Source organism: Candidatus Methanarcanum hacksteinii (genome assembly GCF_964305265.1).
Lineage (GTDB): Archaea > Thermoplasmatota > Thermoplasmata > Methanomassiliicoccales > Methanomethylophilaceae > Methanarcanum > Methanarcanum hacksteinii.
Genome location: NZ_CAYATA010000002.1, coordinates 569,008 through 591,367, shown reverse-complemented (window position 1 = coordinate 591,367; position 22,360 = coordinate 569,008). Strand labels below are relative to the sequence as shown.

The 22,360-nt window shown below is 47.4% G+C and carries 22 protein-coding genes; 8 read left to right on the top strand and 14 right to left on the bottom strand.

Going from position 1 to position 22,360, the window contains the following annotated elements; genetic code table 11:
• Positions 1-20: 20 nt before the first annotated feature.
• The 5 genes from ACI2NF_RS03890 to ACI2NF_RS03870 all read right to left on the bottom strand — a co-directional run bounded on the left by ACI2NF_RS03890 (position 21) and on the right by ACI2NF_RS03870 (position 4,545).
• On the bottom strand, positions 21-923 hold the full coding sequence (locus ACI2NF_RS03890; protein ID WP_400211095.1) for a hypothetical protein: 903 nt from the start codon (positions 921-923) through the stop codon (positions 21-23).
• Positions 907-1,149 (bottom strand): hypothetical protein, encoded by a 243-nt coding sequence (locus ACI2NF_RS03885; protein ID WP_400211094.1) that lies wholly within the window; start codon positions 1,147-1,149, stop codon positions 907-909. Before ACI2NF_RS03885 ends, ACI2NF_RS03890 begins: the two co-directional genes overlap by 17 nt.
• Before the next feature lie 102 nt (positions 1,150-1,251).
• Positions 1,252-1,854 carry a hypothetical protein gene (locus tag ACI2NF_RS03880; RefSeq protein WP_400195762.1) on the bottom strand — a complete coding sequence of 201 codons (603 nt, stop codon included), beginning with the start codon at positions 1,852-1,854 and terminating at the stop codon, positions 1,252-1,254.
• Positions 1,851-2,837 carry a hypothetical protein gene (locus tag ACI2NF_RS03875; protein ID WP_400211093.1) on the bottom strand — a complete coding sequence of 329 codons (987 nt, stop codon included), beginning with the start codon at positions 2,835-2,837 and terminating at the stop codon, positions 1,851-1,853. The genes ACI2NF_RS03880 and ACI2NF_RS03875 overlap by 4 nt, the downstream gene beginning before the upstream one ends.
• Positions 2,838-3,201: 364 nt before the next feature.
• Complete coding sequence (locus ACI2NF_RS03870) at positions 3,202-4,545, bottom strand: ATP-binding protein (RefSeq protein WP_400148251.1); 1,344 nt, start codon at positions 4,543-4,545, stop codon at positions 3,202-3,204.
• Between the two features lie 288 nt (positions 4,546-4,833).
• Between ACI2NF_RS03870 and ACI2NF_RS03865 the strand changes: the two genes are divergently transcribed.
• From ACI2NF_RS03865 to ACI2NF_RS03850, 4 genes are all read left to right on the top strand, one after another.
• Positions 4,834-5,685 carry a diacylglycerol/lipid kinase family protein gene (locus tag ACI2NF_RS03865; RefSeq protein WP_400211092.1) on the top strand — a complete coding sequence of 284 codons (852 nt, stop codon included), beginning with the start codon at positions 4,834-4,836 and terminating at the stop codon, positions 5,683-5,685.
• Between the two features lie 40 nt (positions 5,686-5,725).
• Positions 5,726-6,079, top strand: a complete 354-nt coding sequence (locus ACI2NF_RS03860; protein WP_400148255.1) for a hypothetical protein — start codon at positions 5,726-5,728, stop codon at positions 6,077-6,079.
• Positions 6,080-6,147: 68 nt separating this feature from the next.
• Positions 6,148-6,705, top strand: a complete 558-nt coding sequence (locus ACI2NF_RS03855; protein WP_400211091.1) for a manganese efflux pump MntP family protein — start codon at positions 6,148-6,150, stop codon at positions 6,703-6,705.
• Between the two features lie 42 nt (positions 6,706-6,747).
• A complete protein-coding gene (locus tag ACI2NF_RS03850; protein ID WP_400211090.1) occupies positions 6,748-6,891 on the top strand; it encodes a hypothetical protein in 144 nt (47 codons plus the stop codon).
• Between the two features lie 55 nt (positions 6,892-6,946).
• Here ACI2NF_RS03850 and gpmA read toward each other — a convergent pair whose 3' ends face one another.
• From gpmA to ACI2NF_RS03815, 7 genes are all read right to left on the bottom strand, one after another.
• Positions 6,947-7,690, bottom strand: a complete 744-nt coding sequence (gpmA, locus tag ACI2NF_RS03845) for a 2,3-diphosphoglycerate-dependent phosphoglycerate mutase (RefSeq protein ID WP_400211089.1) — start codon at positions 7,688-7,690, stop codon at positions 6,947-6,949.
• Between the two features lie 49 nt (positions 7,691-7,739).
• The gene (locus ACI2NF_RS03840) at positions 7,740-9,092 is read right to left on the bottom strand and encodes an MATE family efflux transporter (RefSeq protein ID WP_400196671.1); all 1,353 of its coding nucleotides are present in this window, start codon (positions 9,090-9,092) and stop codon (positions 7,740-7,742) included.
• Positions 9,093-9,103: 11 nt separating this feature from the next.
• Positions 9,104-10,993 carry a DEAD/DEAH box helicase gene (locus ACI2NF_RS03835; RefSeq protein ID WP_400211088.1) on the bottom strand — a complete coding sequence of 630 codons (1,890 nt, stop codon included), beginning with the start codon at positions 10,991-10,993 and terminating at the stop codon, positions 9,104-9,106.
• 235 nt (positions 10,994-11,228) lie between these two features.
• Positions 11,229-12,536 (bottom strand): ATP-binding protein, encoded by a 1,308-nt coding sequence (locus tag ACI2NF_RS03830; RefSeq protein ID WP_400211087.1) that lies wholly within the window; start codon positions 12,534-12,536, stop codon positions 11,229-11,231.
• Positions 12,537-12,800: 264 nt separating this feature from the next.
• Positions 12,801-14,966, bottom strand: a complete 2,166-nt coding sequence (locus ACI2NF_RS03825; protein WP_400148268.1) for a heavy metal translocating P-type ATPase — start codon at positions 14,964-14,966, stop codon at positions 12,801-12,803.
• Complete coding sequence (locus ACI2NF_RS03820) at positions 14,963-15,187, bottom strand: heavy-metal-associated domain-containing protein (protein ID WP_400148270.1); 225 nt, start codon at positions 15,185-15,187, stop codon at positions 14,963-14,965. The genes ACI2NF_RS03825 and ACI2NF_RS03820 overlap by 4 nt, the downstream gene beginning before the upstream one ends.
• A gap of 98 nt (positions 15,188-15,285) precedes the next feature.
• Complete coding sequence (locus ACI2NF_RS03815) at positions 15,286-16,578, bottom strand: amidohydrolase family protein (RefSeq protein WP_400148272.1); 1,293 nt, start codon at positions 16,576-16,578, stop codon at positions 15,286-15,288.
• A gap of 128 nt (positions 16,579-16,706) precedes the next feature.
• Between ACI2NF_RS03815 and ACI2NF_RS03810 the strand changes: the two genes are divergently transcribed.
• Both ACI2NF_RS03810 and ACI2NF_RS03805 read left to right on the top strand, forming a co-directional pair.
• The gene (locus ACI2NF_RS03810; RefSeq protein ID WP_400148273.1) at positions 16,707-17,534 is read left to right on the top strand and encodes an MBL fold metallo-hydrolase; all 828 of its coding nucleotides are present in this window, start codon (positions 16,707-16,709) and stop codon (positions 17,532-17,534) included.
• An 11-nt stretch (positions 17,535-17,545) separates the two neighbouring features.
• On the top strand, positions 17,546-18,526 hold the full coding sequence (locus ACI2NF_RS03805; protein ID WP_400148275.1) for a transglutaminase-like domain-containing protein: 981 nt from the start codon (positions 17,546-17,548) through the stop codon (positions 18,524-18,526).
• A 157-nt stretch (positions 18,527-18,683) separates the two neighbouring features.
• Here the strand turns inward: ACI2NF_RS03805 and ACI2NF_RS03800 are convergent, their stop codons facing one another.
• Positions 18,684-19,349 (bottom strand): zinc ribbon domain-containing protein, encoded by a 666-nt coding sequence (locus tag ACI2NF_RS03800; RefSeq protein ID WP_400148276.1) that lies wholly within the window; start codon positions 19,347-19,349, stop codon positions 18,684-18,686.
• A 120-nt stretch (positions 19,350-19,469) separates the two neighbouring features.
• Between ACI2NF_RS03800 and cca the strand changes: the two genes are divergently transcribed.
• Positions 19,470-20,792 (top strand): CCA tRNA nucleotidyltransferase, encoded by a 1,323-nt coding sequence (gene cca / locus ACI2NF_RS03795; RefSeq protein ID WP_400201468.1) that lies wholly within the window; start codon positions 19,470-19,472, stop codon positions 20,790-20,792.
• 41 nt (positions 20,793-20,833) lie between these two features.
• On the opposite strand, the gene ACI2NF_RS03790 is transcribed toward cca, so the two are convergent.
• The gene (locus ACI2NF_RS03790; RefSeq protein ID WP_400148279.1) at positions 20,834-21,205 is read right to left on the bottom strand and encodes a hypothetical protein; all 372 of its coding nucleotides are present in this window, start codon (positions 21,203-21,205) and stop codon (positions 20,834-20,836) included.
• A 165-nt stretch (positions 21,206-21,370) separates the two neighbouring features.
• Between ACI2NF_RS03790 and radA the strand changes: the two genes are divergently transcribed.
• Positions 21,371-22,312 (top strand): DNA repair and recombination protein RadA, encoded by a 942-nt coding sequence (radA, locus tag ACI2NF_RS03785; RefSeq protein WP_400148281.1) that lies wholly within the window; start codon positions 21,371-21,373, stop codon positions 22,310-22,312.
• The last annotated feature ends 48 nt before the right edge of the window (positions 22,313-22,360 follow it).

The window sequence follows — 22,360 nt, the reverse complement described above, 5'->3', positions numbered from 1 at the left end:
TCATCATCATCCCCGATACATCATTTCCCTTTTGTGAATGAGAAATCACCGCATTCCTCAATAAAACGTTGTTCTGCATCCCTGCGCACATCCTCGAAAGGATCGTTGTATCTGAACCTCATCCCTTTCGTGCGACCCTCTTTCGTCAAGAGACCTAATTCTGTCAATCTTGACAATTTACTCCTGATGGATTGATCCTCGAGACCGTTCGTCCATGACGATGCGTCCTGTACCGTGAATGAACCTCTGCATGAACGTGAGTTCCTGATGAATGACAATTCATTCCCGTCCAAGTCCTTGGAGATGTCCATGTCGCGATAGGCATCGATAGCTTCCTTGTATGATTCATGGATCGCTGTCGTCACATCCCTGATGATCGATTGACGATCCCTCTCCCCTTGGACCTTACCGCTGGTGACATCGTACCCTTCGATGATCTTGTCATATATCTTGCATGAGCCTATGTTCTCTAATCCTGTATTGTACAGGAGCGCGCGGAACAATGACCATGCTGTCATGCGATCCAAACCTTCGAGTTCTTCCGATTCTGACAGGAACACTGATGCCGTCACGAATTGATCATAAGGTGATGTGTTGACCCAATCCAAGAGATCCTCTATCCCATCTGGTATATCTGGTACATCTCCTCCTGTTATGTATGAATCCAGCTCACACACCTCCTCCGGATCCCACGGAAGGACGAATAGGCCTGCGACATGATATGCATCCCTAAGACCAGGCGGTTCATCGTATCCGCCCTTCTCATACGCTTGTATCTCTGTATCTATGACCTCATCGACCCATGTCACCATCTCGCCTGACGTCAATATGATCTCTCCGATCTCATTGTCCATCCTGCGTATCTCGCACATCATCTCCATCAGATCGCGATCCAATCTCAGATCCTCATAATCCGGCAACATCCGATCGCCCCACAGTGATCCTTATCGGCACTCTTCTTACCAGATAACCGATCCCATCCGATGAGATATTATGCGTACCCCTCAAACGATCATCAGAACCCAACATCATCTCTTTGAAGAGAGGATCCAACATCAGGATCTCCTCCTCTACATCCCATTCTCTCTCGCAAGATGTGTGGAGATTGATATCGAATTCCTCCATCGCCGTAAGATATTCTGACCCCATGTCACGTACTAGAGGATAAATTATATTTAATGATTTCTAGATTAAGATATGTTTATATCGTAATGTAGATCCATAGCCCCCTTAAAAAGGGGGCGAAATGGATCATTCGAAGAAGATCTGCATGCGTTCCTTGTCCCTCTTGGATTCGATGAAGTCCTCGCGTTCGTCCTTGTAAGAACCGTATTCCTTGGGTACCTTCAAAAGACGGAGGACGATCGCCACGATCAACGCACCAGTGAACATCATGCCTATGTTCAATGTCACGGACTGCCCGTTCAACGTCAACATGAGAGTCATCAGATCCGAGAGATCGCCGTAGTTCATGATTATGATGTATCTTATGACACCATACACCGCGACGATTATCGAGAAGAACAGACGGCCATAGTTACCTTTCCTGTAGAATCCTTTGAAGAAACACAATGGTACAAGGAGGATACCGGTGATCCATGCCCTGTTGAACACGCCTATGAGTCCGCCCATATCGGATCTCGTAAGGAAATCCTCCACTGACGTGAGATCGACTTCTACCCCGAACAACGCTACGAACGATCTTATTGATGTGGGTTCGGTGAGCATATCCGCCAACATCTTCGGTATGATGACCGATATCAGCAATGCGAATAGGGCCGCTATGATGCCTCTTATGACACTACCATAGACGCACACGGCCTTGAACTCCTGTGCTTTGCTCACATCATTCATGCGACCACTCCCTCCAGATGTTCGAGGAGTTTGATTATCTCCTTCGCCTGATCGCTCTCGACGGTAAACGTACTTCCATCATAATCGAACGTTATCTTCCCATCCCTGTCAAGCATATCCTTGAGGGCTGATGAGAGATTGTTGAAATTTTTAAGGTCGAAGGATATGGTCGCGTTATCTCCGACGATCTTCGACGATATCTTCACTCCGTTGATCTCGGAACCGTCAATGCCCTTTATGGCATCCCTCACAGTCGATGATACATCTCCCATGGATACTGTCACCGTCTCGACACCTGCACCGATGCTGATCGTTGCATCCGTACCGGTCATGTTACCGAGATCGCCTGTCATGCTGTATGACATCAAGAAAAGATACTCTATGTTGAAGCACATCACGACATTGCACCCCATGGCCTGCATCACAAGGAATGATGCCATCGGTATTGAGATCGTCATTTTGATCGTACCTTTGTTCACATCGACCCTCGAATCGGTCATCGATGTGAACTCGCCTTTCTCGAAGTACAATTTAAGCTCGGGGATCGTGTATTTGGCTGCTAGTTCAGAAGTGCGGATGGTCATAGTGATGATCTTATCATCGTCCGTGGACTCATCCACCATGTACACCCTCACGATGTTTCCGTCGACATCCTTCACTGTTATGGGCGTCTCTCCGCTTGCTAGTGCACGATCGGCGATGTCCGAAGCATCGCTCGAATCGACCATCTCTTCGGATTTGGTGCCGTACTCGACGAACCTCCCTCCTCCATCATACGAATTCGATAGGTTGGTCACCAATGAATCCTTGGGAGTGTTCCCATCGACCTCGAAGATCGCTTCCTCGCCTAACTCTATGTCCGCCGTGAGATGTATTCCGTTATCGATCTTGACGAACACCGATAGTACAGGCGCCATCATGGCCAATACTATCACGAGCGTTATCAGACTCACGATGATATTCGCCTTTGTCCTGCTTTTCATGAATGGTGCATCCAGAACTCAAAATATAAGATTGATGACACGCGACATACGTGATCCGTATCGATCCGATGTGTTGGAAGACATATGGGGAGTTCTCGATAAATGTGAGCGAATGATGAATTTGTTAGGCAAATTTTGCTATGAAAATGATCATTTGCTGGCATATTGATTTGCAGGGTAAATTGCAGGGTAAATTGCAGGGTAAATCCAGATTAGATGAGCGTTTCAAAGTTCAGAATCCACAATATGTGATTTAACCATAAGTAGTGATAAATGTCGATTTGATCACCGTTAGTATTTTTAACCTGCAAATTCTGCTATGAAAAAATTACTTACCGGCATTAATTGCAGGTTAATTTGAGAATTATTTTTCAATCAATATCCACTTTCCAGATTTAGCACTACCCTTTCTATCGATAATACCATCTTCACGGAGATTTTTCAGACGTGAACGAACTGTCCTTTCGGAGATGCCCAATAGTTTTGCAATAGAATTCGCTGATAATTTTGGATCTTCACAAATCAATCTCAACAAAGAAACAGTTATTGAATCTGAATACTTTTCATTCATGTGAGATAATTCAGCCTCTAAGATATTAGGAAACATGACAACGGACAGCCCACCTTGGTCTTCAAGGAATATTGGAATCTTGTTACCATTGCTCTCACAAGATTCAATAATCTTTGCAATTCCTTGACCCCATGCCTCTACAAATCCCGCAACATGGAACATTCTGGCTAAAGCCTCATTACGCCTTACTGAATGATGTTTTTTGAACAACTTGTCTACAGTCATGCTACCAGGCAGACCCCCCAGACAAAATACCTCCAATTCATCTGGACGAATCGATATCGTCACTGGTTGAGATTTCTTATAATCCATGTGCATGAGTGCATTAAGGATTACTTCCCTCAACGCATCTTTTGGATAATCATAGTGGTTATATCTTGATACGCTAGGCCCATCATACATGTACATAGGCGGCACATATGAAGCCAGTAACTTATCCATCGCCCTGTCGGGAATCATAATTAATGGCCCCTCGACGTAGGTCTCACGGATAAGCGATCCTTTCCCATCGAAAAGACCTATCTTCAGATAGGCTCCACGCGAATATGCCTGAGGATTGTCCGAAAAAAGGATTGCAGCAGTAAGATTTGGGACACCTGATGTCATAAGATTGAATCTATTGAGCACCCCGCTGACATCATTTTCATCAACAGATATCGGGATTCTGCCTGACTCCTTTCCCTTAGATATGAAAAATGAAATTGCTTCTTTGGAAAGATCGCCTATGTCGATTTCACAAGGAGCATCCAACCATTGTAAGCCTTTTTCATTCAAAAGAACCTCTCTTAAATCTTCCCCTTCGAGAGCTTGTACCGTATTACCCACACGAACATAGAACTTGCCATCAAGATCGACCATCCTATTTCCTGGCGGGACATCTACAATAATGCAGTCCTTTCCTTCGATATTATCTATATTGACAAAGACTTGGAAATGCATCTTATTCATTACTGTATCAGAAATTGATTTGGCAATGCCTTTTGGATCTTTAACGCCCACGTACTCTCCATCATCTGTTCTTCCAACAAGTAATCTACCTCCGCCAGTATTATGAAATGCTGCAATGGGTCTGAGATACTCAATCTTCCAGACTTCTTTCCATTCAAAACGATCATTTTCAAAATCTACAACTGCCATGGCAACGAATAAAAAAAGGCGCCAATTTAGCAATGATTTGTACATGTACTGTATTACTACAGGACATAGGATCTGAAGATATAGATTTGCCTTTTTTGATTACTCACTTTGTTATAGAGGTTTCATTCAACGATACAGATCTTCAAAATACATCACATAACGAACATGCTGTGATTGTACTGACGCATCCCCTCATCGACATCTACAAAAAAAGATGGTTCCTAGCCGATATATCTTACAAATGAACGTTACTAATAAAAACGATGATTGAATGATAGGTCCGAAACGATGAGGCTAGAGATGTTCTATTGTCCGAAATCCTGCAACGGAAAATACCGTGAGGATATGGCTGAGATCGTAAAGACCGTCGAAGAGGCTGGCCTAGATTTCAACTACTACGAATTGACTGACGAGAGTTTAGAGGCCATAACCGCACTCTCCACCGATGCTGATATAATCGTCGTGGCAGGAGGGGACGGTACGGTCAATCGTGTGTTCAACGCAACATATCGCCTTGATAAACCGTACATTATACTGCCATTCGGTTCCGGGAATGATTTCGCAAAGACGTTCGATTGTCCGAAGACGGGAAAAGAACTCCTGAGAACGATCGAAGGCATGAAGACGAGTACGACCGATCTTTGGGAATTGAATGAGAAGTACGTGTTCGTACAGAGTATTTTCGTAGGATTGTCCATAAAGACGATAGAGATCAAGGAAGAGCTCGGTTGCAACGGATATCTCAAACCGATCATCGAAGCGCTCAAAGTGTATGTTCCCGAATATATGCGCGTCTGCACTGAGAATGCCATCGTCGAAGGGAATTATCTCATCGCTGCGCTCCAGAACGTAAGGACCACGTGCAACGGACTGAAGATGACATGTGAGTCCAAAGTGGACGATGGTTGTCTCGAGATACTGTTGTGCCCCTATCTCGGGAAGTTCCGTCTTTTCATGAATCTTCTCGCAACGAAGTTATCATGGGTGTGCAAACAACCCAATGCCACCACTCTGAAGACGAAGGATATGTACATAAGTGGCAACTCCGACATAACCTACACCGTAGATGGAGAGATAAGGAGATCGAAGGACCTCAAGATCAGGTTATCTGACAAGAAAGCCACGATAATCCACCTCTGAGACACATATTTTTGTATCGAAAGGTCCATAACGATGACATATGACCACAAGCACTAATGAGTGGAACAGACTTGGTCTTGCCGTATTCATCCTGATCGTAGGATTCGCCCTCTTGGCATGGTCCATCGATATGAGTGTCGTCACCATATTGGGTGTCGCACTGATGATCTTCGGTGTGTATCTTCTGTTGTCATCCTTGTTCAAGAACAAGAAGGTGGATCAGATGGGCACATCCGAATCGGGTTCAGCGATATGGTTAGGTTCAATTACCGTCGCTGTCGGACTTGCTATCTTCTTGTATGACATATCCGAGGATTGGAAGATAAGCGTAGCCGCATTGCTCTTCGCTATCGCGATATACCTCATATTCACTGTCGGTATGAAGAAGATGTGAAACCTTTACCCGGCTGGTATCAGCCGGGCCCACTCAATGCTTATTAACATGTTGGATATGCGAGACCTATGGGTCCCATATCACTGATCCTGATAGCCGTTGGATTGGCTATGGATGCCTTCGCCGTCTCCATATGCAAAGGGCTGGCGATGAAGAGACCATCGTTCAGATCCATGATCATCATCGGGCTATGGTTCGGAGGATTCCAGGCTATCATGCCCGCGATAGGATATCTCCTCGGTTCGTCATTCCATGGATATATCGAGGATATCGACCATTGGATCGCGTTTGCACTCCTTGCGGCGATCGGTATCAACATGATCAGGGAATCATTCGATGAGAACGATAGTGTTAACGACGATATCGGTTTCAAAGTGATGTTGTTATTGGCCATAGCTACGAGCATAGATGCATTGGCCGTTGGGATATCGCTTGCGATGGATGGATCGGACATATTGATATCCGTAACTGTAATAGGCGTCATCACGATGATCATCTCCATGATCGGTGTAAGGATCGGTGGCATCTTCGGGAACAGATATAGCAACAAAGCGGAGTTCGCTGGAGGGTGTATCCTGATCGTCATCGGATTGAAGGTATTGCTCGAACATCTCTGCATCCTGTGAAACCCCGTATATATGGGAACGTTCTATGGATGGATGATACTCATGCCGATGAGCAAGAAACAACTCGAGAAGAACAAGCAGAAACAGAAGGCAGAGGCGGCAGAACTTGAGAAGGCTGCAGCCAACGGCGACAGCGAAGCTAAGAGGAAACTCGAGAAACTCCAGAAAAAGATGGCCAAGAAATAAGGCCTTTGAAACCGAAGGTCACTTGGGGGAGATCCCCCTGGTGATCATCATTAATTCATCTCTTCTTACCCTGATTCGCAACAGATGTCATCTTAGCGTTGACGGCATCCTGATCGCCGAGATATCCTTTGGAGATTAGTTTGAGATTGTCATCGAACTCGTACACCAACGGTACTCCAGTAGGTATGTTCACTCCGACGATATCATCGTCGGATATTCCTTCGATGTATTTCACCAACGCACGGAGAGAATTCCCGTGCGCAGCTATCAATATCCTCTTACCATCCTTCATCTTCGGGACTATCTCCGAGAGATAGAACGGTACGACACGACCCACGGTATCCGCAAGGCATTCCGTCAAAGGTAAAAGATCCTTATCCACATCCCTGAACATAGGGCTGAAGGCAGGATTGCGCTCATCCTTCTCATCCAATGCAGGAGGTCTGATGCTGTATGATCTCCTCCATTGCCTGACCTGTTCCTCGCCGTACTTCTCCGCAGTCTCGGATTTATTGAATCCCTGCAACGCACCATAGTGTCTCTCGTTGAGCTTCCATGTCTTGAATACAGGTAGCCACTCCCTATCCATATTCTCCAACACGAGATTCAACGTGTGTATGGCCCTCTTCAGGTATGATGTGTAACAGATATCGAAATCGAACCCTTCCGCCTTCAGTATCCTTCCGGCCTCAGCGGCCTCCTTCCTACCGGTATCGGACAGGTCCACATCGGTCCAACCTGTGAAAAGGTTCTCTTTATTCCATACGCTCTCTCCGTGCCTGATAAGTACCAACTTCATGCGAACACCGGTATGGGAGGATATGCAACAGATTGATAAAACGATTGCATCAAACGCCTATGAGCATACGCTTGCGTTTGTACTTGCGGAACTCGTATGCCGCCATCGCCATCATGGTCATCCCGCCTAACACCTCGGTGGCGAACAGTTGCCAATAGAAGTCATCCATAGTATGGGCGAATAACATCAGAACGACGAGGAACCCGTTCCTGATGAAGGCCATGACCATGGACATCTGCGCCATACGGAGTGATTGCAGTATCGACGACCCTATATCGACCATGCCCATGAAGGGGAAGAACAATGCATATATCCTCAATCCGTGGGCGAATTCCTCTCTGTATTGTACCATCGAATCGGAGAATGCGAACGGTAACACGAGATAATCTGCAAAAATGAATACGAAAACAGCCATGATGGTCATGACCGCCACGGTTATGCGGAAGGAATATCTGTATCCGGCCTCAGCCTTCACGTTATCGTTCTGCCCTAATGCCGCAGAACATACGGGTATCAATGCGGAACCTGCGGCTTGGGAGATCACCATCGCTATGGACACGTATCTCCACGGTACGTTGTAGAATGCGATACCCATCATCCCTGCCACAGGAACGATGAGGAAACGCTGTATCAAGGACATGATGCTTATCAACGTTGATTCCGTGACACGCGGTATACCGACGAAGAGGACATCCTTCATCTGCTCTATGTTCACGCGGAAACCCTTGAACGATATGTCGATGTACATCATCTTCCTGCGATACCAATACAATCCTATCGCAGTGGAGATAGCTGTGGAGATTGCTGTTGCACAGCCTGCTCCCAGAAGGCCCATATCAAAGCCGTATATCAATATAGGATCCAATATAATATTCAATATAGCGGCCGAAAGCAGGATCACCATGGATTTCTTCGCAGCTCCCTCGGCTCTGACGACACCTGCGATGGCACCGTTGACGATCAATATGACGCTGCTCCAGACCATCGGTATGATGTAATCGGTACATTCCTTCCTGATGTCACCGATACCAATCCATGTTATCATCGGATCCATCGCCAACAGGAGGATCGGTGTCACCACTACTCCGAATAATATGGCGAGGACCATCGTCTGTGTCGCTACACTGTCCGCTGATGCTTTGTCATCCCTGCCTAGATATCTTGCTATGGATGTGGATGCACCCACACCTATGCCTATGCCGAATCCTGAGATTATCCAATAGATCGGGAATATGGATGATACGGCGGAACTCGCATTCGAGCCTAATCCGCTGCACCATGACATGTCGGCGAATATGTTCAATTGGACCACGAGATATGAAACGATGAGAGGGACCATCATCGACTTGATGGCCTTCTTAGGGTCCCCCAACATCACCTCCAGATCCTTCGTGACATCCAATTCGATCGCCTTCAGTATCTTCCTGACCTTCTCGGCCTCTGGAATCTATCGCGTGGGTTTGAGTCGCGTGACCTGCCATCCCTCAATCCGCGTGAATCGTCCCTCTGGGAGCCGTATGATCTGCGGGAATCCCTGTTACCATCATCGTTACGTCTACGTTCACCGTATGAACGGTCGGATTGTCTCCTAGGTCCGTCCCTGCGGTCACCGTATCTCGGACGCACCCTCCTCTGTGGATCATCACTACGGGATTTATGGTAATCTCTTTTACGATCCCCATCATCCCTAGGAGAACGCCTTGTGTGCTCCCTTCTGTCGCCACGAGTGTCTTCACGGCGTCCACCCCTGTGTCCGCCATGTGTCCCTCTGTCATCCTTGCGAACCTTATCATGACCATCTCCCTTCGGTGATGGTTCATCCTCCAGTGTGTGTTTGAGCTCCAATCCCTCGATCTCGGATATCTTCCAGAGTTTGATGGATTTCCCGTTCACGTCACATTTGGACAATCCGTCCTCGGTCTTCGAGAGATATCTCTTCTCTATCTGTAAAGTGCTTGTCCTATCGCTAATGTATATGTCGCCGATGGATTTCTTGGGAACCGTCGTGTGATCCTTGATCATCTGCGCCAAGGATGATCTCGTGATACCGTCCTCTTTACCGATATTTATCTCAGCAACGACGAACACCTTCTCCTTGACAGGGACATCATTCTTCCTGGAGTTCTTCTTGGCCATGACAGGACGAGGAAGTTCTGTGATGTTCGAGAATACTTTATCCATCTCACCTTTCGTCGGTGCAGGTATCTCCTCCATCGGGATGAGTGTGAGGTTCTCGATCTCCTTCATGAGTTTCCTGTCCTCCCTCATCACGAATGATAGTGCGGTTCCGCGTTTGCCTGCCCTTCCCGTCCTTCCGATGCGGTGGACGTAAGTCTCCGCCTCAGGAGGCATATCGAAGTTTATCACACGCTCCACATCATCTATATCCAATCCCCTAGCAGCGATGTCCGATGCTACAAGGACCTCGATGGCTCCCTCCTTGAATTTGCGAAGGGTCTCCTCCCTTCTGTTCTGTGAGTACTCGCCATGTATCCCGGCGAGTTTGAATGACATCTTGAGCTTTCTGACGACCTTGTCCACCCTGTATTTGGTGAAGCAGAACACCATCGTCTTCTTCGGATCCTTCGCAAGGATGTAACGCAATGTGTCGACCTTGTCCTCTTTGTCGACCATCATGTATTGTTGATCGATCAGATCCAATACGACCTCATCTTTGGAGACGCATATCTCTTTGGGATCATTGAGGCAATCCAACGCGAGTTTTCTGATATCCTTGGACATCGTCGCAGAGAACAGCATCGTCTGCCTACCTTCCTCCGGGATCCTTCCCAATATGAATTCAAGATCCTTTCTGAATCCCATGTCGAGCATCCTATCGGATTCATCCAATATCACTATGGATACATCTTCTAAAAGACGCTCATCGCTCTTGAGATGGTCGCATAACCTTCCTGGAGTGGCAACGATCACATCGACGCCCCTGTCCATGTCCTGCGTCTGCCTGACCATGCTCACCCCTCCGTAGATGGGGATGATCCTGTGCCCTGTGTACTTGGATAGTCTCTTGAGTTCCTCGGACACCTGCAATGCCAACTCCCTGGTGGGTGTGAGGATCAATGCCTGGGGCCAACCGCCTTTGGTGGCCTCTATCCTATCGAGTATGATGGAACCATACGTACCTGTCTTCCCGGTACCTGTCTGTGCCTGTGCAAGGATGTCCCTCCCACCGATGCCGACAGGGACCGCTTCAATCTGAATGGGTGTCGGTTCCGTCCAACCCATCTCATCTATCGCCTTGACGATGTCGTCCTTCAGGCCCAGTTTAGAGAAATCTGATGTCATAAAATAACAGTTCTCTGATTTTGAGCCCATATTTAAACCTATTATAAAGGCCAATGGGATGTTTATCGTGATTTCAAAAAAAAAGCCTGTGAAAGTGGCCCGTATGGGAAGACGCTTTGTTCACAGCCGTTGTCTTGATTGTAAGGCGATGATGAAGTTTTGTCACCACATACTAACAGCCGTTTTATCGCTGCATATTTGCTGAAACGTGAAACATTTGGAGATGATACGGATGTCATGGACCTAATGCGGTTATCGGCACCACGAATATCCCATCGGATCTGCGATATGCAGCATTGGACATACCGCAAATGATGCACATGAATTCAGGCATCCTATCGATGCCTTTACTCTTCCAGATATCCCTTATCTTGATGAGATTCTCGACTGCGGATTCTATCTCCCTTGTACCCAATTTTATCTCGAACAGTGCATACCTGCCATCAGGCAATTCCGCTACTGCGTCCACTTCTCTATTGTTATGATCCCTATAGTGGAACAACTTCCCTCCGATACTTTCGATGTAGATGCTGAGATCTCTCTCACACATAGCTTCGAAGTACAATCCATACAACTTGAGATCGGAATACAGCATGTCTACATTCAATCCCAATGCAGCTATCGCCAAGGATGGATCTGTAAGGTGCCTTTTAGGCATCTTGCCCACTCTCAGTCCGGATTTCGGATTCAAACTGAAAGCAAACTGATTCTCGATGAGGAATAATCTGTTGAAGACATCGACATATTCTCTCATCGTTTTGTCTGTGATCGATAAACTCTTATTGAATTCGGTACTCCCATCGTTCTCGGAATCTAGGATGTCTGCAGTTATCTTGCTAGCATGGGCCAATGTACTCTCGTGCCTTGAAAGTGATCTGAATGCCATCAAGAGTTTGTTCCTATCGCGCGTGATGTCATCCAATCTTGCTGCATCATCGATCATACGGTCGACATATCCGCGAACGGCAAGAGCAGATGCTTCTATGGGCTTGTCGATCAATTGCGGCCAACCCCCGCGTACAGTCAATTCGATCAGTTTCTTGAGGGAGATCTCTCCTGTCATCGTTGTATCGAACTCATCATCGAACATCCCCTTCAGAGAGATCTTTCCTGAAGAATCGCCGGATTCATACAATGACATCGTACGTAATTTGAGAACACCGATCCTCCCTGCTCCACTATGTCTGATGCCTTTGATATTCGGTGTCGATGAACCTGTGAGTATGAATTGCCCACTACCGTCAGAATCGTCGACCATGCTTTTCGTAGCATCCCATATCTCAGGAATGTCTTGCCATTCATCGATCAGATGTGGCCTCTCGCCTTCGAAAATGATGTTGATATCGACTTCGGCCAATCTTCTATTCATGAAGTTATTCTTGGGATCGGTAATCATGAATGCGCTCTTGGAATTATTCAAAGAGAACCATGTTTTTCCGCAACCTCTGGGGCCTTCTACACAAACAGCACCGAATGCTTCGAGATATGTCTTGAACTCATCATCCATTATGCGCTTGAGATAGTTTTCCCTTGAAAACTTCATGTTATGGAGTCTGAAAACGATGATAAAAAGATTTCCATTATCGTGATTTCAAGGAAGTCATTACCGTGATTTCGACATATTTGTTGATGTGCGCATGCAACAATTTCATAATAGCCAGAGACTAATGTTGAAGATAGAATATTGTTCAACGAAGTCAAATAACATGACTTGTATTTTCAGCGAGGATTTGTAGAGGAAAATCTCGAAATATTTTGACCCATGGTTGTAACTTCAAATGAACGGAACATCCGCAAAATTACAGCATCATGCCCTGAATCTTTTCAACCTCAACGCATTCGCTACGACACATAGCGATGACATCGACATCGCTGCGGCTGAGAACATGGGCATCTGATGCATCAATGACATTCCGAATACATATGGGAGGCCTGCAGCTATCGGGATGCAGACCACATTATAACAGAAAGCCCAGAACAGATTCTCCTTGATATTCTTCAATGTTGCACGTCCGATCCTAATGGTCGTGACCACATTGCCTATATCGTCGTTCATCAACACCGCATCGGCAGAATCCATAGCTATGTCCGTACCTGATGCCACAGCTATCCCGAGATCGGATTGTATCAATGCAGGTGCATCATTGATGCCATCGCCTGCCATCGCTACATCCTTTCCTGTTGCCTGCAATCTCTTGACAGCCATCACCTTGTCGTCCGGCAATGCGCCGAATGTTACATTGGTTATACCTACCTTCGAAGCTACTGCCATGGCTGCAGGTTCTGCGTCGCCTGTGACCATCCCAACGGATATGTCTAATTCCTTCAACTTGGAGATGGCATCGATAGATGCTTCCCTTATGTTGTCAGATATCCCGATGATGCCGATCATCCTTCCATCGATCGCGACATAGATGACAGTACATCCATCGGACTCCATCATCCTTGCCTCATCCGAATATTGCATAACGATGCCTTCGGACTCCATCATCCTTGAATTCCCGACTATGATTGTTTGCCCTTCAGATATACATCTCACGCCCGAACCTATCGACGATATGAATTCAGAATTATCCTGAATCGATATCCCCAATGATCTCGCCTTATCGATGACCGCATGTGCGATCGGATGTTCTGAACCGTATTCGGCTATCGCTGCGAAGCGTATCGCATCATCACTCGGATAGTAAGCTGACACAACAGGCCTTCCCTCCGTTATGGTCCCCGTCTTATCAAAGATCACAGTGTCTATCCTTCCAGCACGTTCCAATGCTGCAGCATCCTTGAATAATATCCCACATTCTGCGGCCTTCCCCGTACCGACGGTTATCGCCATAGGTGTAGCCAACCCCATCGCACATGGACAGGATATGACCAATACGGATATCGCGACCGTCATAGCGAATGCTATATCCTTCCCCGCCAGAAGCCACATCACAGCAGAGACGATAGCTATCGAGATCACAGCAGGAACGAAGACACGTGCTACCCTATCCGCCAACCTAGCTATCGGTGCCTTTGTACTCTGTGTCTCCTCTATCGTCATTATGATCTTGGACAATACAGTATCGTCACCCAATGCGGAGACCTCAGCCTTGATCGAACCGTTTGTGTTGGTCGTGCCTCCGAATATCTGATCCCCTGTCGTTTTATCGACAGGCATACTCTCTCCGGTGAGCATCGATTCATCCAAAGATCCATTACCGCTGATGATCGTGGAATCCGTGGGTACTCTCTCGCCCGGACGGATGATCAGGACATCCCCTATCGCAAGTTCACTGACGGGTTTTGTCACCTCCTTATCATCGACGATGACGTTCGCTGTGGAAGGTGCGAGTCCCCTCAATCCGTTGACGGCATCATTCGTCCTCTCCTTGGACCTTGATTCGAGGTACTTACCTACGGACACCAATGATATGATCATGGCAGCCGACTCATAGTACAGATGCCCTGTCCCGCCATCGATCACCATCATCGTAAGATAGAGGCTGTACAGGAATGCGGTACCAGAACCCAATGCGACCAATGTATCCATGGTCGGACTGCGGGCTAGCAAAGCAGGTATGCCGCGGATGAAGAATCTCCTTCCTGCGATGATCACAGGTATCGTAAGAATGAGCTGTGCGATAGCAGATATCTTATCATCGATCTCGAGACCGAACATCGACCCCATCGACAGGACGACCACAGGGATTGAGAATACTACACATATCACTAGTGATATCAATATCGATCTCGAACTGTCATCGGTTTGTGCATCCTTCTTGACCACAGTGTATCCTGCTGATGTGATCGTATCCTCTATCGTCTCCCTATCGACGATCTCCGGATCGTACATCAAGGATACTTTGCCTGCGGTGAAGTTCGCATAGGGTTCCGATACACCATCCAATTTCGATAGTGCCTTCTCTATCCTTGCTGAACATGCGGCACACGACATGCCGTCAACTCTTAAGACGAGCTTCTCGATCATTTGAACAGACCGTGTTTCACTTTGGCCTTGAATCCTGCATCAAGTACTGCCATGCAGAGATCCTCGTCGTTGACGTCCTTCGTCAATTCGACCTTGGCCTTCCCTTTATCGAGATCCACGCTGACGGATGCAACACCGTCCACAGCGGACAATGCATCCTCTACCTTCTTCTGACATTTTTGGCAATGCATGCCATCGACGATCAATGTCTTGTTGCTCATGAGAATCTTTAAGGTATCCTAAATTAATAATCTTTATCCGTATCGTAAAACAGGTGATAAGGATGGATGGTGGACGTTCACATGTCCACCGAATGGATTCATTCCCTAAGACAGAGTTGCTTCCATATCTGCTCTGAGGCATCCAGTACCTCAGGCATATCAAGAGTGAGTATCCTTCCATCCTCGACGACCATATCTCCCTGACAGAACACGGTCTTGACATTGAGACTCGATGCAGAATATGCGATGTTCGCAACGATGTTATCCGGAAGGAGTGGCCTCATGTTGGGGGCCTTGCCATCCAATATGACAATATCAGCGTATTTTCCCTTCTCGATGGAACCTAACTTATCGGACATGCCGATGGCTTTCGCGCCGTTTATCGTGCAATAATCCAACAACTGCTGTGCGGGTGCTACTGTCGCATCCCATCTTGATGATTTGTGGAGCAGTCCAAGTATCTTCATCTCCGAGAACATATCCAAGGAGTTGTTCGTGTTGTTGCTGTCTGTACCGACAGTTACGTTCACACCATATTGGAGGAACTCCGGCAACGGAGCGACGCCTCCTGTAGCGAGTTTCATATTCGATACGGCGCAAAGGGATGCGGACATACCTGCCGCGCCCATCAACCTGACCTCGTTCATGGTCAGCCATGCGGAATGAGCTGCGATCATGTTGGGAGATAATGCTCCGATGCTATCCAACCATTCGACAGGCCTCAGACCTGTCTTCTTCTTGTGGTCGTTGACCTCTCCCCTCGTCTCCGAGAGATGGAAGTTCAGAGGGATGTCCTTCTCATCCGCGAACTCCTTCGCACCGACACATGTCTCCTCTCCGCAGACATATACTCCTTGAAGTCCGACACCAGGGATGATCTTCCTCTTATCCTTGTGTGTCTCATAGAAGTGTTTGCAGTTATCAAGCGGATTGCCTTTCTGCGTAGTGAATTGCTCATCAAGACAGCACCAACAGAGGACACCTCTGATCCCTGCATCCTGTGTAGCTTTGGCGATCACATCCTCGGAATAGTAGAGATCGACGAATGTAGTCGTTCCTCCGCGCATCATCTCCGCGCATCCGAGCCTTGTTCCCATATCGAGATCGTGTTCGGTCCTGTCAGAATCGATTTTGAACACCTTATTCAAGAAATCCGGGAATGCGAGATCATCACATACGCCTTTCAATGGCGCCATAGCCACGTGTGTATGCGTATTGATCATACCCGGCATGACAACGTCGCCCGAAGCATCGATGTCCCTGTCCACAGAACCGCCATATCTGCCTCCGACAGATGTGATAATGTCATTCTCGATCACCACATCGCCCTTCAGGATGTTCCTGTTAGGATCCTGTGTGACGATCCATGCATCGCGTATCGCCGTAATCATGATCCTGTCAGTAGGGTACCGTTATTTAATCTCTAACGACACATAGATGTCCAAAGGATATTGTTACTCCTCCAATACACCATACCAATCCACAATAAGGATATATTCGGGAGAATATGAGCAACCAGATGGCAAGACTTATCATGCTCGGCACAGGCGGAGGGCGCCATACGACGATGTTCCAGGCCAGGAGCACGGGCGGTTTCCTGCTTGATGCCGGGAAGAGCAGGATACACATGGATCCGGGGCCAGGTGCACTGACGAATATGTGCAACATAGGCTATGATCTTAGAAGCACGGATGCGATATTGGTATCACATTGCCATCCCGATCATTATTCCGATGCCGAGGTGGCTGTCGAAGGCATGACATACGGCGGGTGGCAGAAACGCGGCATGCTCTGCGGAAGTATCTCTGTGATGGAAGGTTTCCAAGGCCTAGGGCCTTGCATATCACCATACCATCTCACCTTACCATCGGAGAATCACACATTAGTTCCTGGAGATAGATTGGAATTCTCTGATGTGTCGATAGACATCACGAGATCGGATCACAGCGATCCGACAACAGTGGGATTCAAATGCATCACTGATGATGGCATCCTCTCATATGTTACCGATACGTCATACAGTGACGAGATCGCTGAACAATATATCGGATCGAAGATACTCCTCCTTCCTGTGACGACGCCTGACGGCAACCGCATCAGAGGACATCTGTGCACGGACGATGCCATCAGATTCATCGATTACGTGAGGCCCGATCTCGCAGTGTTCATACACCTAGGCATCGTCATGTTGAAGGTCGATCCCGATAAACAAGCGGATAAAGCGGAACGGGCTACAGGGGTAAAGACCATATCGGGGAAAGACCTGATGACGTTGGATATCGATACTCTGAATATAGGGCAACTCACCCCATCGAGGCCTGAATGGAGCGATGCGTGGGAATTGTGAAGGTGGATCTCATGAAGAATTTCTGTTATCATTGCGGGAAAGAACTTGATGATGATGCATACTCATGCCCTGAATGCGGTCAACTCACTGAAAAAGGTAAAGCGAACATCCAGAGTGCCGAGAGGAAGATCACGGCATTACCTGCAAAACCCAATCTCAATCCCCTGATATCGATAGCTATCGTAGTCATCCTCATAGGCGTCGCATTCTCAGGGATGACGTTCATGACCGACAAGAACGGGAGCAAGGATCCCTATCACATCGATTATGAATGGAGTGCCAAAGGTCAGAGTTTCAAGTACACCTTGGATATAGACAAGGACGATTACACTCGCATGATGAAGAGTGATATCGATAGGAGCGGCACTGTATCCTCCGATAATTATGTCAAGGTCGTCGATGACGTCAAGACCACCGTCAATGGTGTGAAGGACTACATCGTGGTGGACAAGTACATCGAGGCCATGGCGAAGGATCTGAAGAAGATGTGCGAAGAATACAATGAGAAGACCACAGTTAGCAATAGGGTCGGATATGCACAGTTCATCTCGTGGTTCGTACAATCTGCCATCGATTACGAAACGGATTCTAAATTCAAAGGTGTTGACGAATATTGGAAATATCCGCTTGAGACACTTTATGATAGGAAAGGTGACTGCGAGGATGGCGCGATATTGCTTGCAGCGTTACTCTATGCGGCAGGTTATGACGCCGGCATCTATCTCCTCCCAGGACATTCTGTCGCTGCGGTCAGTATGAAGAGCATCATGAAGATGGATATCACCGAGATCGGCAAATACGAATATCAGAAGAGATACCAAGGATACTATCCCATCGAGACAGCGTATGGAGCACATACGACCACATCGGATATCGGCGAGATAAACAACCTGTATCACAACTGCTACTTCCATCTGTACACAGGATATTCCAAGACATACTACATCAGTAAACCCAATTCCAACACATCATGGGTCGATCTGAACCTGTGAACGAATCATTGTCTTGTAGGTTCCCGTTACGAACGGCCATTTTGTAGAATAATAGGGCCGATGGGATGACGGATTCGTTGTCTTCGCCAATAATGCCCAGAACACTTCGACTGAGGATACGATCGACTTGCTACCTTGGCATGAATTGTTCCATAGCCTACGATCGATCGCGCGATATGCTCAATTTGAGGATGCCTTTCGGATCGGAATCCCCTTTCAATGAGAGTTCCCCATCCTTGAATGATTCATATGTTACAGATATCCCGCTCACACCGGCTATCTCAGGCATGATGCTCACATCCTTCACATAGGTCGATACGTCATAGAGATCGGCCATATCATCAACGGCACCTATCGCACTTGTACCTGTCCTATACATCAAGAATATGCTGAATGTCGGATTCTCGGAGGATGTCCTGAACTTACATGTGTTATTCTCACTCAGTACGAGATTCCCTTTGTTGACCTTGACCTTCCATTTCTGCGACTCCACCTCATCTCCGCCAGACGATATCTTGAGGAAGACGGTCGTATCCCCATTAGCATCGGAGTACACATAATCAGTGGAACAATCGATACCTATCTCATCGACGGTTATCGTATACGTATACTCTTCAGGCTGCATCAGATACGGAACGAGGATGGATGTCAATGCTATGACCGATAGGACGATCAATAACAATGGCATCAAACTCTTGGAACCATTGGTCGCCGATGGCCCCTGAGGTGGTACCTGCGGCATAGAATCGAGACGTGCACCGCATTTCTCGCAGAATGCATCACTATCGCCGACCTCCGAACCACATCTAGGGCAGAAACGCATACGCAGTGATTGTCTCACGATTATTTATCATGAACCATACCGACTAGTGACGATGCTCGATGATATTCCGAAGTGTGGTACGGATAAAGTATATAGTCTAAAATGACAACACCTGCCGCAATGAGCATCGAATCGGACGTACTTAAGAGAGTCAAACCGTCGGAGAGCGAAGTAGCCGAGATCAAGAAGAAGGCATACAGCCTTGAGATCCTTGTGAAGGACTACATCCTAACCCACGGGATCGATGCTGAGACCAAATATGTGGGATCCGTTGCGAAGGGTACGTTCCTCACAGGCCCCGATCTTGACCTTTTCATACTTTACCCTGAAGGGAAACCGAAGAAGGAGATGGAGGCAGAGGTCATCAAGATGGGAGAGGAACTCATCAACGGCAAGAAATCCTATGCAGATCACCCATATTCTAGTGGTAACTTCGAAGGACTCGACGTAGACCTCGTACCATGTTACCACATATCCGACACTTTGAAACTCCTCACGCCTGTGGATAGGTCACCGTTCCATGCGGAATACATCCTGTCAAAGGTGGACGAGAAGATGTGTGACGAGATACGCCTCATGAAGCAATTCATGAAAGGCGTTGGTACGTATGGCGCAGAACCTGATACGAGAGGTTTCTCAGGCTACCTCTGCGAACTCATAACGATACATTACGGCGGATTCCTCGATGCGCTCATCGCTGCATCCGAATGGAAGGATGGTACGACGATAACGATGGAGAAGAAAGGGCCTCTCATGAAAGCCCCGCTCATCGTTTACGATCCCGTCGATCCAAAGAGGAACGTTGCATCCGCTGTGCACATAGAGACGTTTGCGGAGTTCATCGTCGCATGCAGATCGTATCTGAACTCTCCGAAGATCGAATACTTCTTCCCTAACAAGAGAAAGCCATTCAAGAGGGAGGATATCGAGAGACTCGTGAACGCCCACGGGACCAGATTGATAACGGTGACATTCGACGACCCGATGATCAATAATGACAATCTCCACAGTCAGATATGGAAGACGCAATATGCGCTCGTCAAAAAGCTTGATTCATTCTCGTTCAACACACTCAGGGCCGTGCATGAGATAATCGATGGCAAGGTCACGTTCATATTCGAATTGGAACGTGATGTATTGTCGAAGACATGCAAACGTATAGGTCCGCCGGTATGGTCCAAGAGTTGCGAACCATTCTTCCTCAAGTGGAAGGACAATCCCTATGGAAGACCGTTCATAGAAGAAGGCAGATGGACAGTGATAGGTGAACGTCTGCATTGCACAGCATCTGAGATGCTGTATGAGGAAGCCGCCATATCCGGTATCGGGAAGGATCTCGAACCCGATACGATGGTCATCTTCGACCATGATGAGACACTGGAATCGTCGGATGCCATCCTTCTGACGGAATTACTGTATCCGCAGCACAGATGGGAGAATTGAGTGAGATTCGATAGAAACCATGAAGGTTAAGTGGTTTTAGGTCACGCGAATGGTGCATTGACCATCAGGATCCATACGCCCAATCCAAGAAGGATGAACAGGATGTAATTCCCGATCATCGTCTTCTGCTCCAGATATTCAGCCTTCAATCTGAAGAAACCAAGTATCTTCGGAAGACAGAACATGGAGAGGAAGAGCAATGCCAAACCAATCCAGAGACCGAGGGAATCGCCGAACGCTTTCTGAACGCATGAGCACAGTATCCCGATGATGATGGATAACAATGCGACAGCCATCAGTACCTTCGTGCCATAGATGTCCTTCAGAATAAACTCCTTCTCATCGAACTCGGGAGGTATGAACTCATATTCCTCTTCGACCTCCTTCTCGATGATACGCCTCTTCTTTGCCATCAAGCACCCAATCCTGATTCGGCTTATAAACATTATTGCACGAACAATACATTTATCGATACCATAAGTGCGAATGATGTTCGTACAGCGATTATTTTCATCAATCGGTGACCCCCTGATTTCGTTTAAATACTAATTTGATGTCATATGGGATGGTGAAAAACAATGGCCACAAAGACCCTTGAAGACATACCAGGAGTAGGACCAGCTATAGCAGAGAAACTCCAAGAAGCGGGTTATTCGGACATCATGGCCATTGCCGTGGCATCACCTGCGGATCTCTCGGAGAAATGTGAGATCGGTGAGAAGAAGGCAATGGACATCATCGAAGGAGCGAAGCTATGTGCTGACATAGGCGGTTTCGAGACCGGAGAGGACATTCTCGAAAGGCGCAAGCAGATAACGAAGCTGACGACAGGATCGAAAGCATTGGATGAACTCATTGGAGGGGGCGTAGAAAGCCAATCCATCATGGAGTTCTTCGGAGAGTTCGGAAGCAGCAAGACACAGATATGTTTCCAGCTTGCAGTCAATGCGACACTTCCCGAAGAGATGGGAGGACTCGATTCAGATGTCGTGATCATCGATTCCGAGAACACGTTCAGGCCTGAGAGGATCATACAGATGGCAACATACCTTGGTGTGGACCCGCAAGAGACACTCAGAAGGATCCATGTCGCGAGAGCATTCAACTCGCAACACCAGGTGCTCCTTGTGGAGAAAGCTATACAGCTCGCAGAGGAGAAGAAGATCAGACTCATGATCGTCGATTCGCTCACATCACACTTCAGAGCGGAATACGTAGGAAGAGGTGCCTTGGCAGAGAGGCAACAGGTCCTGAACAGACACATGCATGACCTGCTCAACTTCGCGACGCTCAACAACGCTGCGATAGTCGTGACGAACCAGGTCGCAGCGAAACCAGATGCATTCTTCGGAGACCCGACGAGACCTATCGGAGGACATATCGTCGGACACACTGCGACCTTCCGTGTCTACCTCCGCAAAGGGAAGGCAGGCAAGAGGGTGGCAAGGCTCATCGACTCACCCAACCTCCCTGAAGGCGAGGCAGTGTTCCTGGTCACCGAGGATGGTATTAAAGACTAAAACACATTGAAGGGGGCGTGAAGCCCTCTTTCCTTTTCGAATTATCTG

Excerpts from the sequence above, each read along its gene's own strand:
- ACI2NF_RS03890 (WP_400211095.1), bottom strand. The coding sequence starts at position 923 with ATGTTGCCGGATTATGAGGATCTGAGATTGGATCGCGATCTGATGGAG.
- ACI2NF_RS03885 (WP_400211094.1), bottom strand. The coding sequence starts at position 1,149 with ATGGGGTCAGAATATCTTACGGCGATGGAGGAATTCGATATCAATCTC.
- ACI2NF_RS03880 (WP_400195762.1), bottom strand. The coding sequence starts at position 1,854 with ATGAATGATGTGAGCAAAGCACAGGAGTTCAAGGCCGTGTGCGTCTAT.
- ACI2NF_RS03875 (WP_400211093.1), bottom strand. The coding sequence starts at position 2,837 with ATGAAAAGCAGGACAAAGGCGAATATCATCGTGAGTCTGATAACGCTC.
- ACI2NF_RS03870 (WP_400148251.1), bottom strand. The coding sequence starts at position 4,545 with ATGGCAGTTGTAGATTTTGAAAATGATCGTTTTGAATGGAAAGAAGTC.
- ACI2NF_RS03865 (WP_400211092.1), top strand. The coding sequence starts at position 4,834 with ATGAGGCTAGAGATGTTCTATTGTCCGAAATCCTGCAACGGAAAATAC.
- ACI2NF_RS03860 (WP_400148255.1), top strand. The coding sequence starts at position 5,726 with ATGACCACAAGCACTAATGAGTGGAACAGACTTGGTCTTGCCGTATTC.
- ACI2NF_RS03855 (WP_400211091.1), top strand. The coding sequence starts at position 6,148 with ATGGGTCCCATATCACTGATCCTGATAGCCGTTGGATTGGCTATGGAT.
- ACI2NF_RS03850 (WP_400211090.1), top strand. The coding sequence starts at position 6,748 with ATGCCGATGAGCAAGAAACAACTCGAGAAGAACAAGCAGAAACAGAAG.
- gpmA (WP_400211089.1), bottom strand. The coding sequence starts at position 7,690 with ATGAAGTTGGTACTTATCAGGCACGGAGAGAGCGTATGGAATAAAGAG.
- ACI2NF_RS03835 (WP_400211088.1), bottom strand. The coding sequence starts at position 10,993 with ATGACATCAGATTTCTCTAAACTGGGCCTGAAGGACGACATCGTCAAG.
- ACI2NF_RS03830 (WP_400211087.1), bottom strand. The coding sequence starts at position 12,536 with ATGAAGTTTTCAAGGGAAAACTATCTCAAGCGCATAATGGATGATGAG.
- ACI2NF_RS03825 (WP_400148268.1), bottom strand. The coding sequence starts at position 14,966 with ATGATCGAGAAGCTCGTCTTAAGAGTTGACGGCATGTCGTGTGCCGCA.
- ACI2NF_RS03820 (WP_400148270.1), bottom strand. The coding sequence starts at position 15,187 with ATGAGCAACAAGACATTGATCGTCGATGGCATGCATTGCCAAAAATGT.
- ACI2NF_RS03815 (WP_400148272.1), bottom strand. The coding sequence starts at position 16,578 with ATGATTACGGCGATACGCGATGCATGGATCGTCACACAGGATCCTAAC.
- ACI2NF_RS03810 (WP_400148273.1), top strand. The coding sequence starts at position 16,707 with ATGGCAAGACTTATCATGCTCGGCACAGGCGGAGGGCGCCATACGACG.
- ACI2NF_RS03805 (WP_400148275.1), top strand. The coding sequence starts at position 17,546 with ATGAAGAATTTCTGTTATCATTGCGGGAAAGAACTTGATGATGATGCA.
- ACI2NF_RS03800 (WP_400148276.1), bottom strand. The coding sequence starts at position 19,349 with ATGCGTTTCTGCCCTAGATGTGGTTCGGAGGTCGGCGATAGTGATGCA.
- cca (WP_400201468.1), top strand. The coding sequence starts at position 19,470 with ATGAGCATCGAATCGGACGTACTTAAGAGAGTCAAACCGTCGGAGAGC.
- ACI2NF_RS03790 (WP_400148279.1), bottom strand. The coding sequence starts at position 21,205 with ATGGCAAAGAAGAGGCGTATCATCGAGAAGGAGGTCGAAGAGGAATAT.
- radA (WP_400148281.1), top strand. The coding sequence starts at position 21,371 with ATGGCCACAAAGACCCTTGAAGACATACCAGGAGTAGGACCAGCTATA.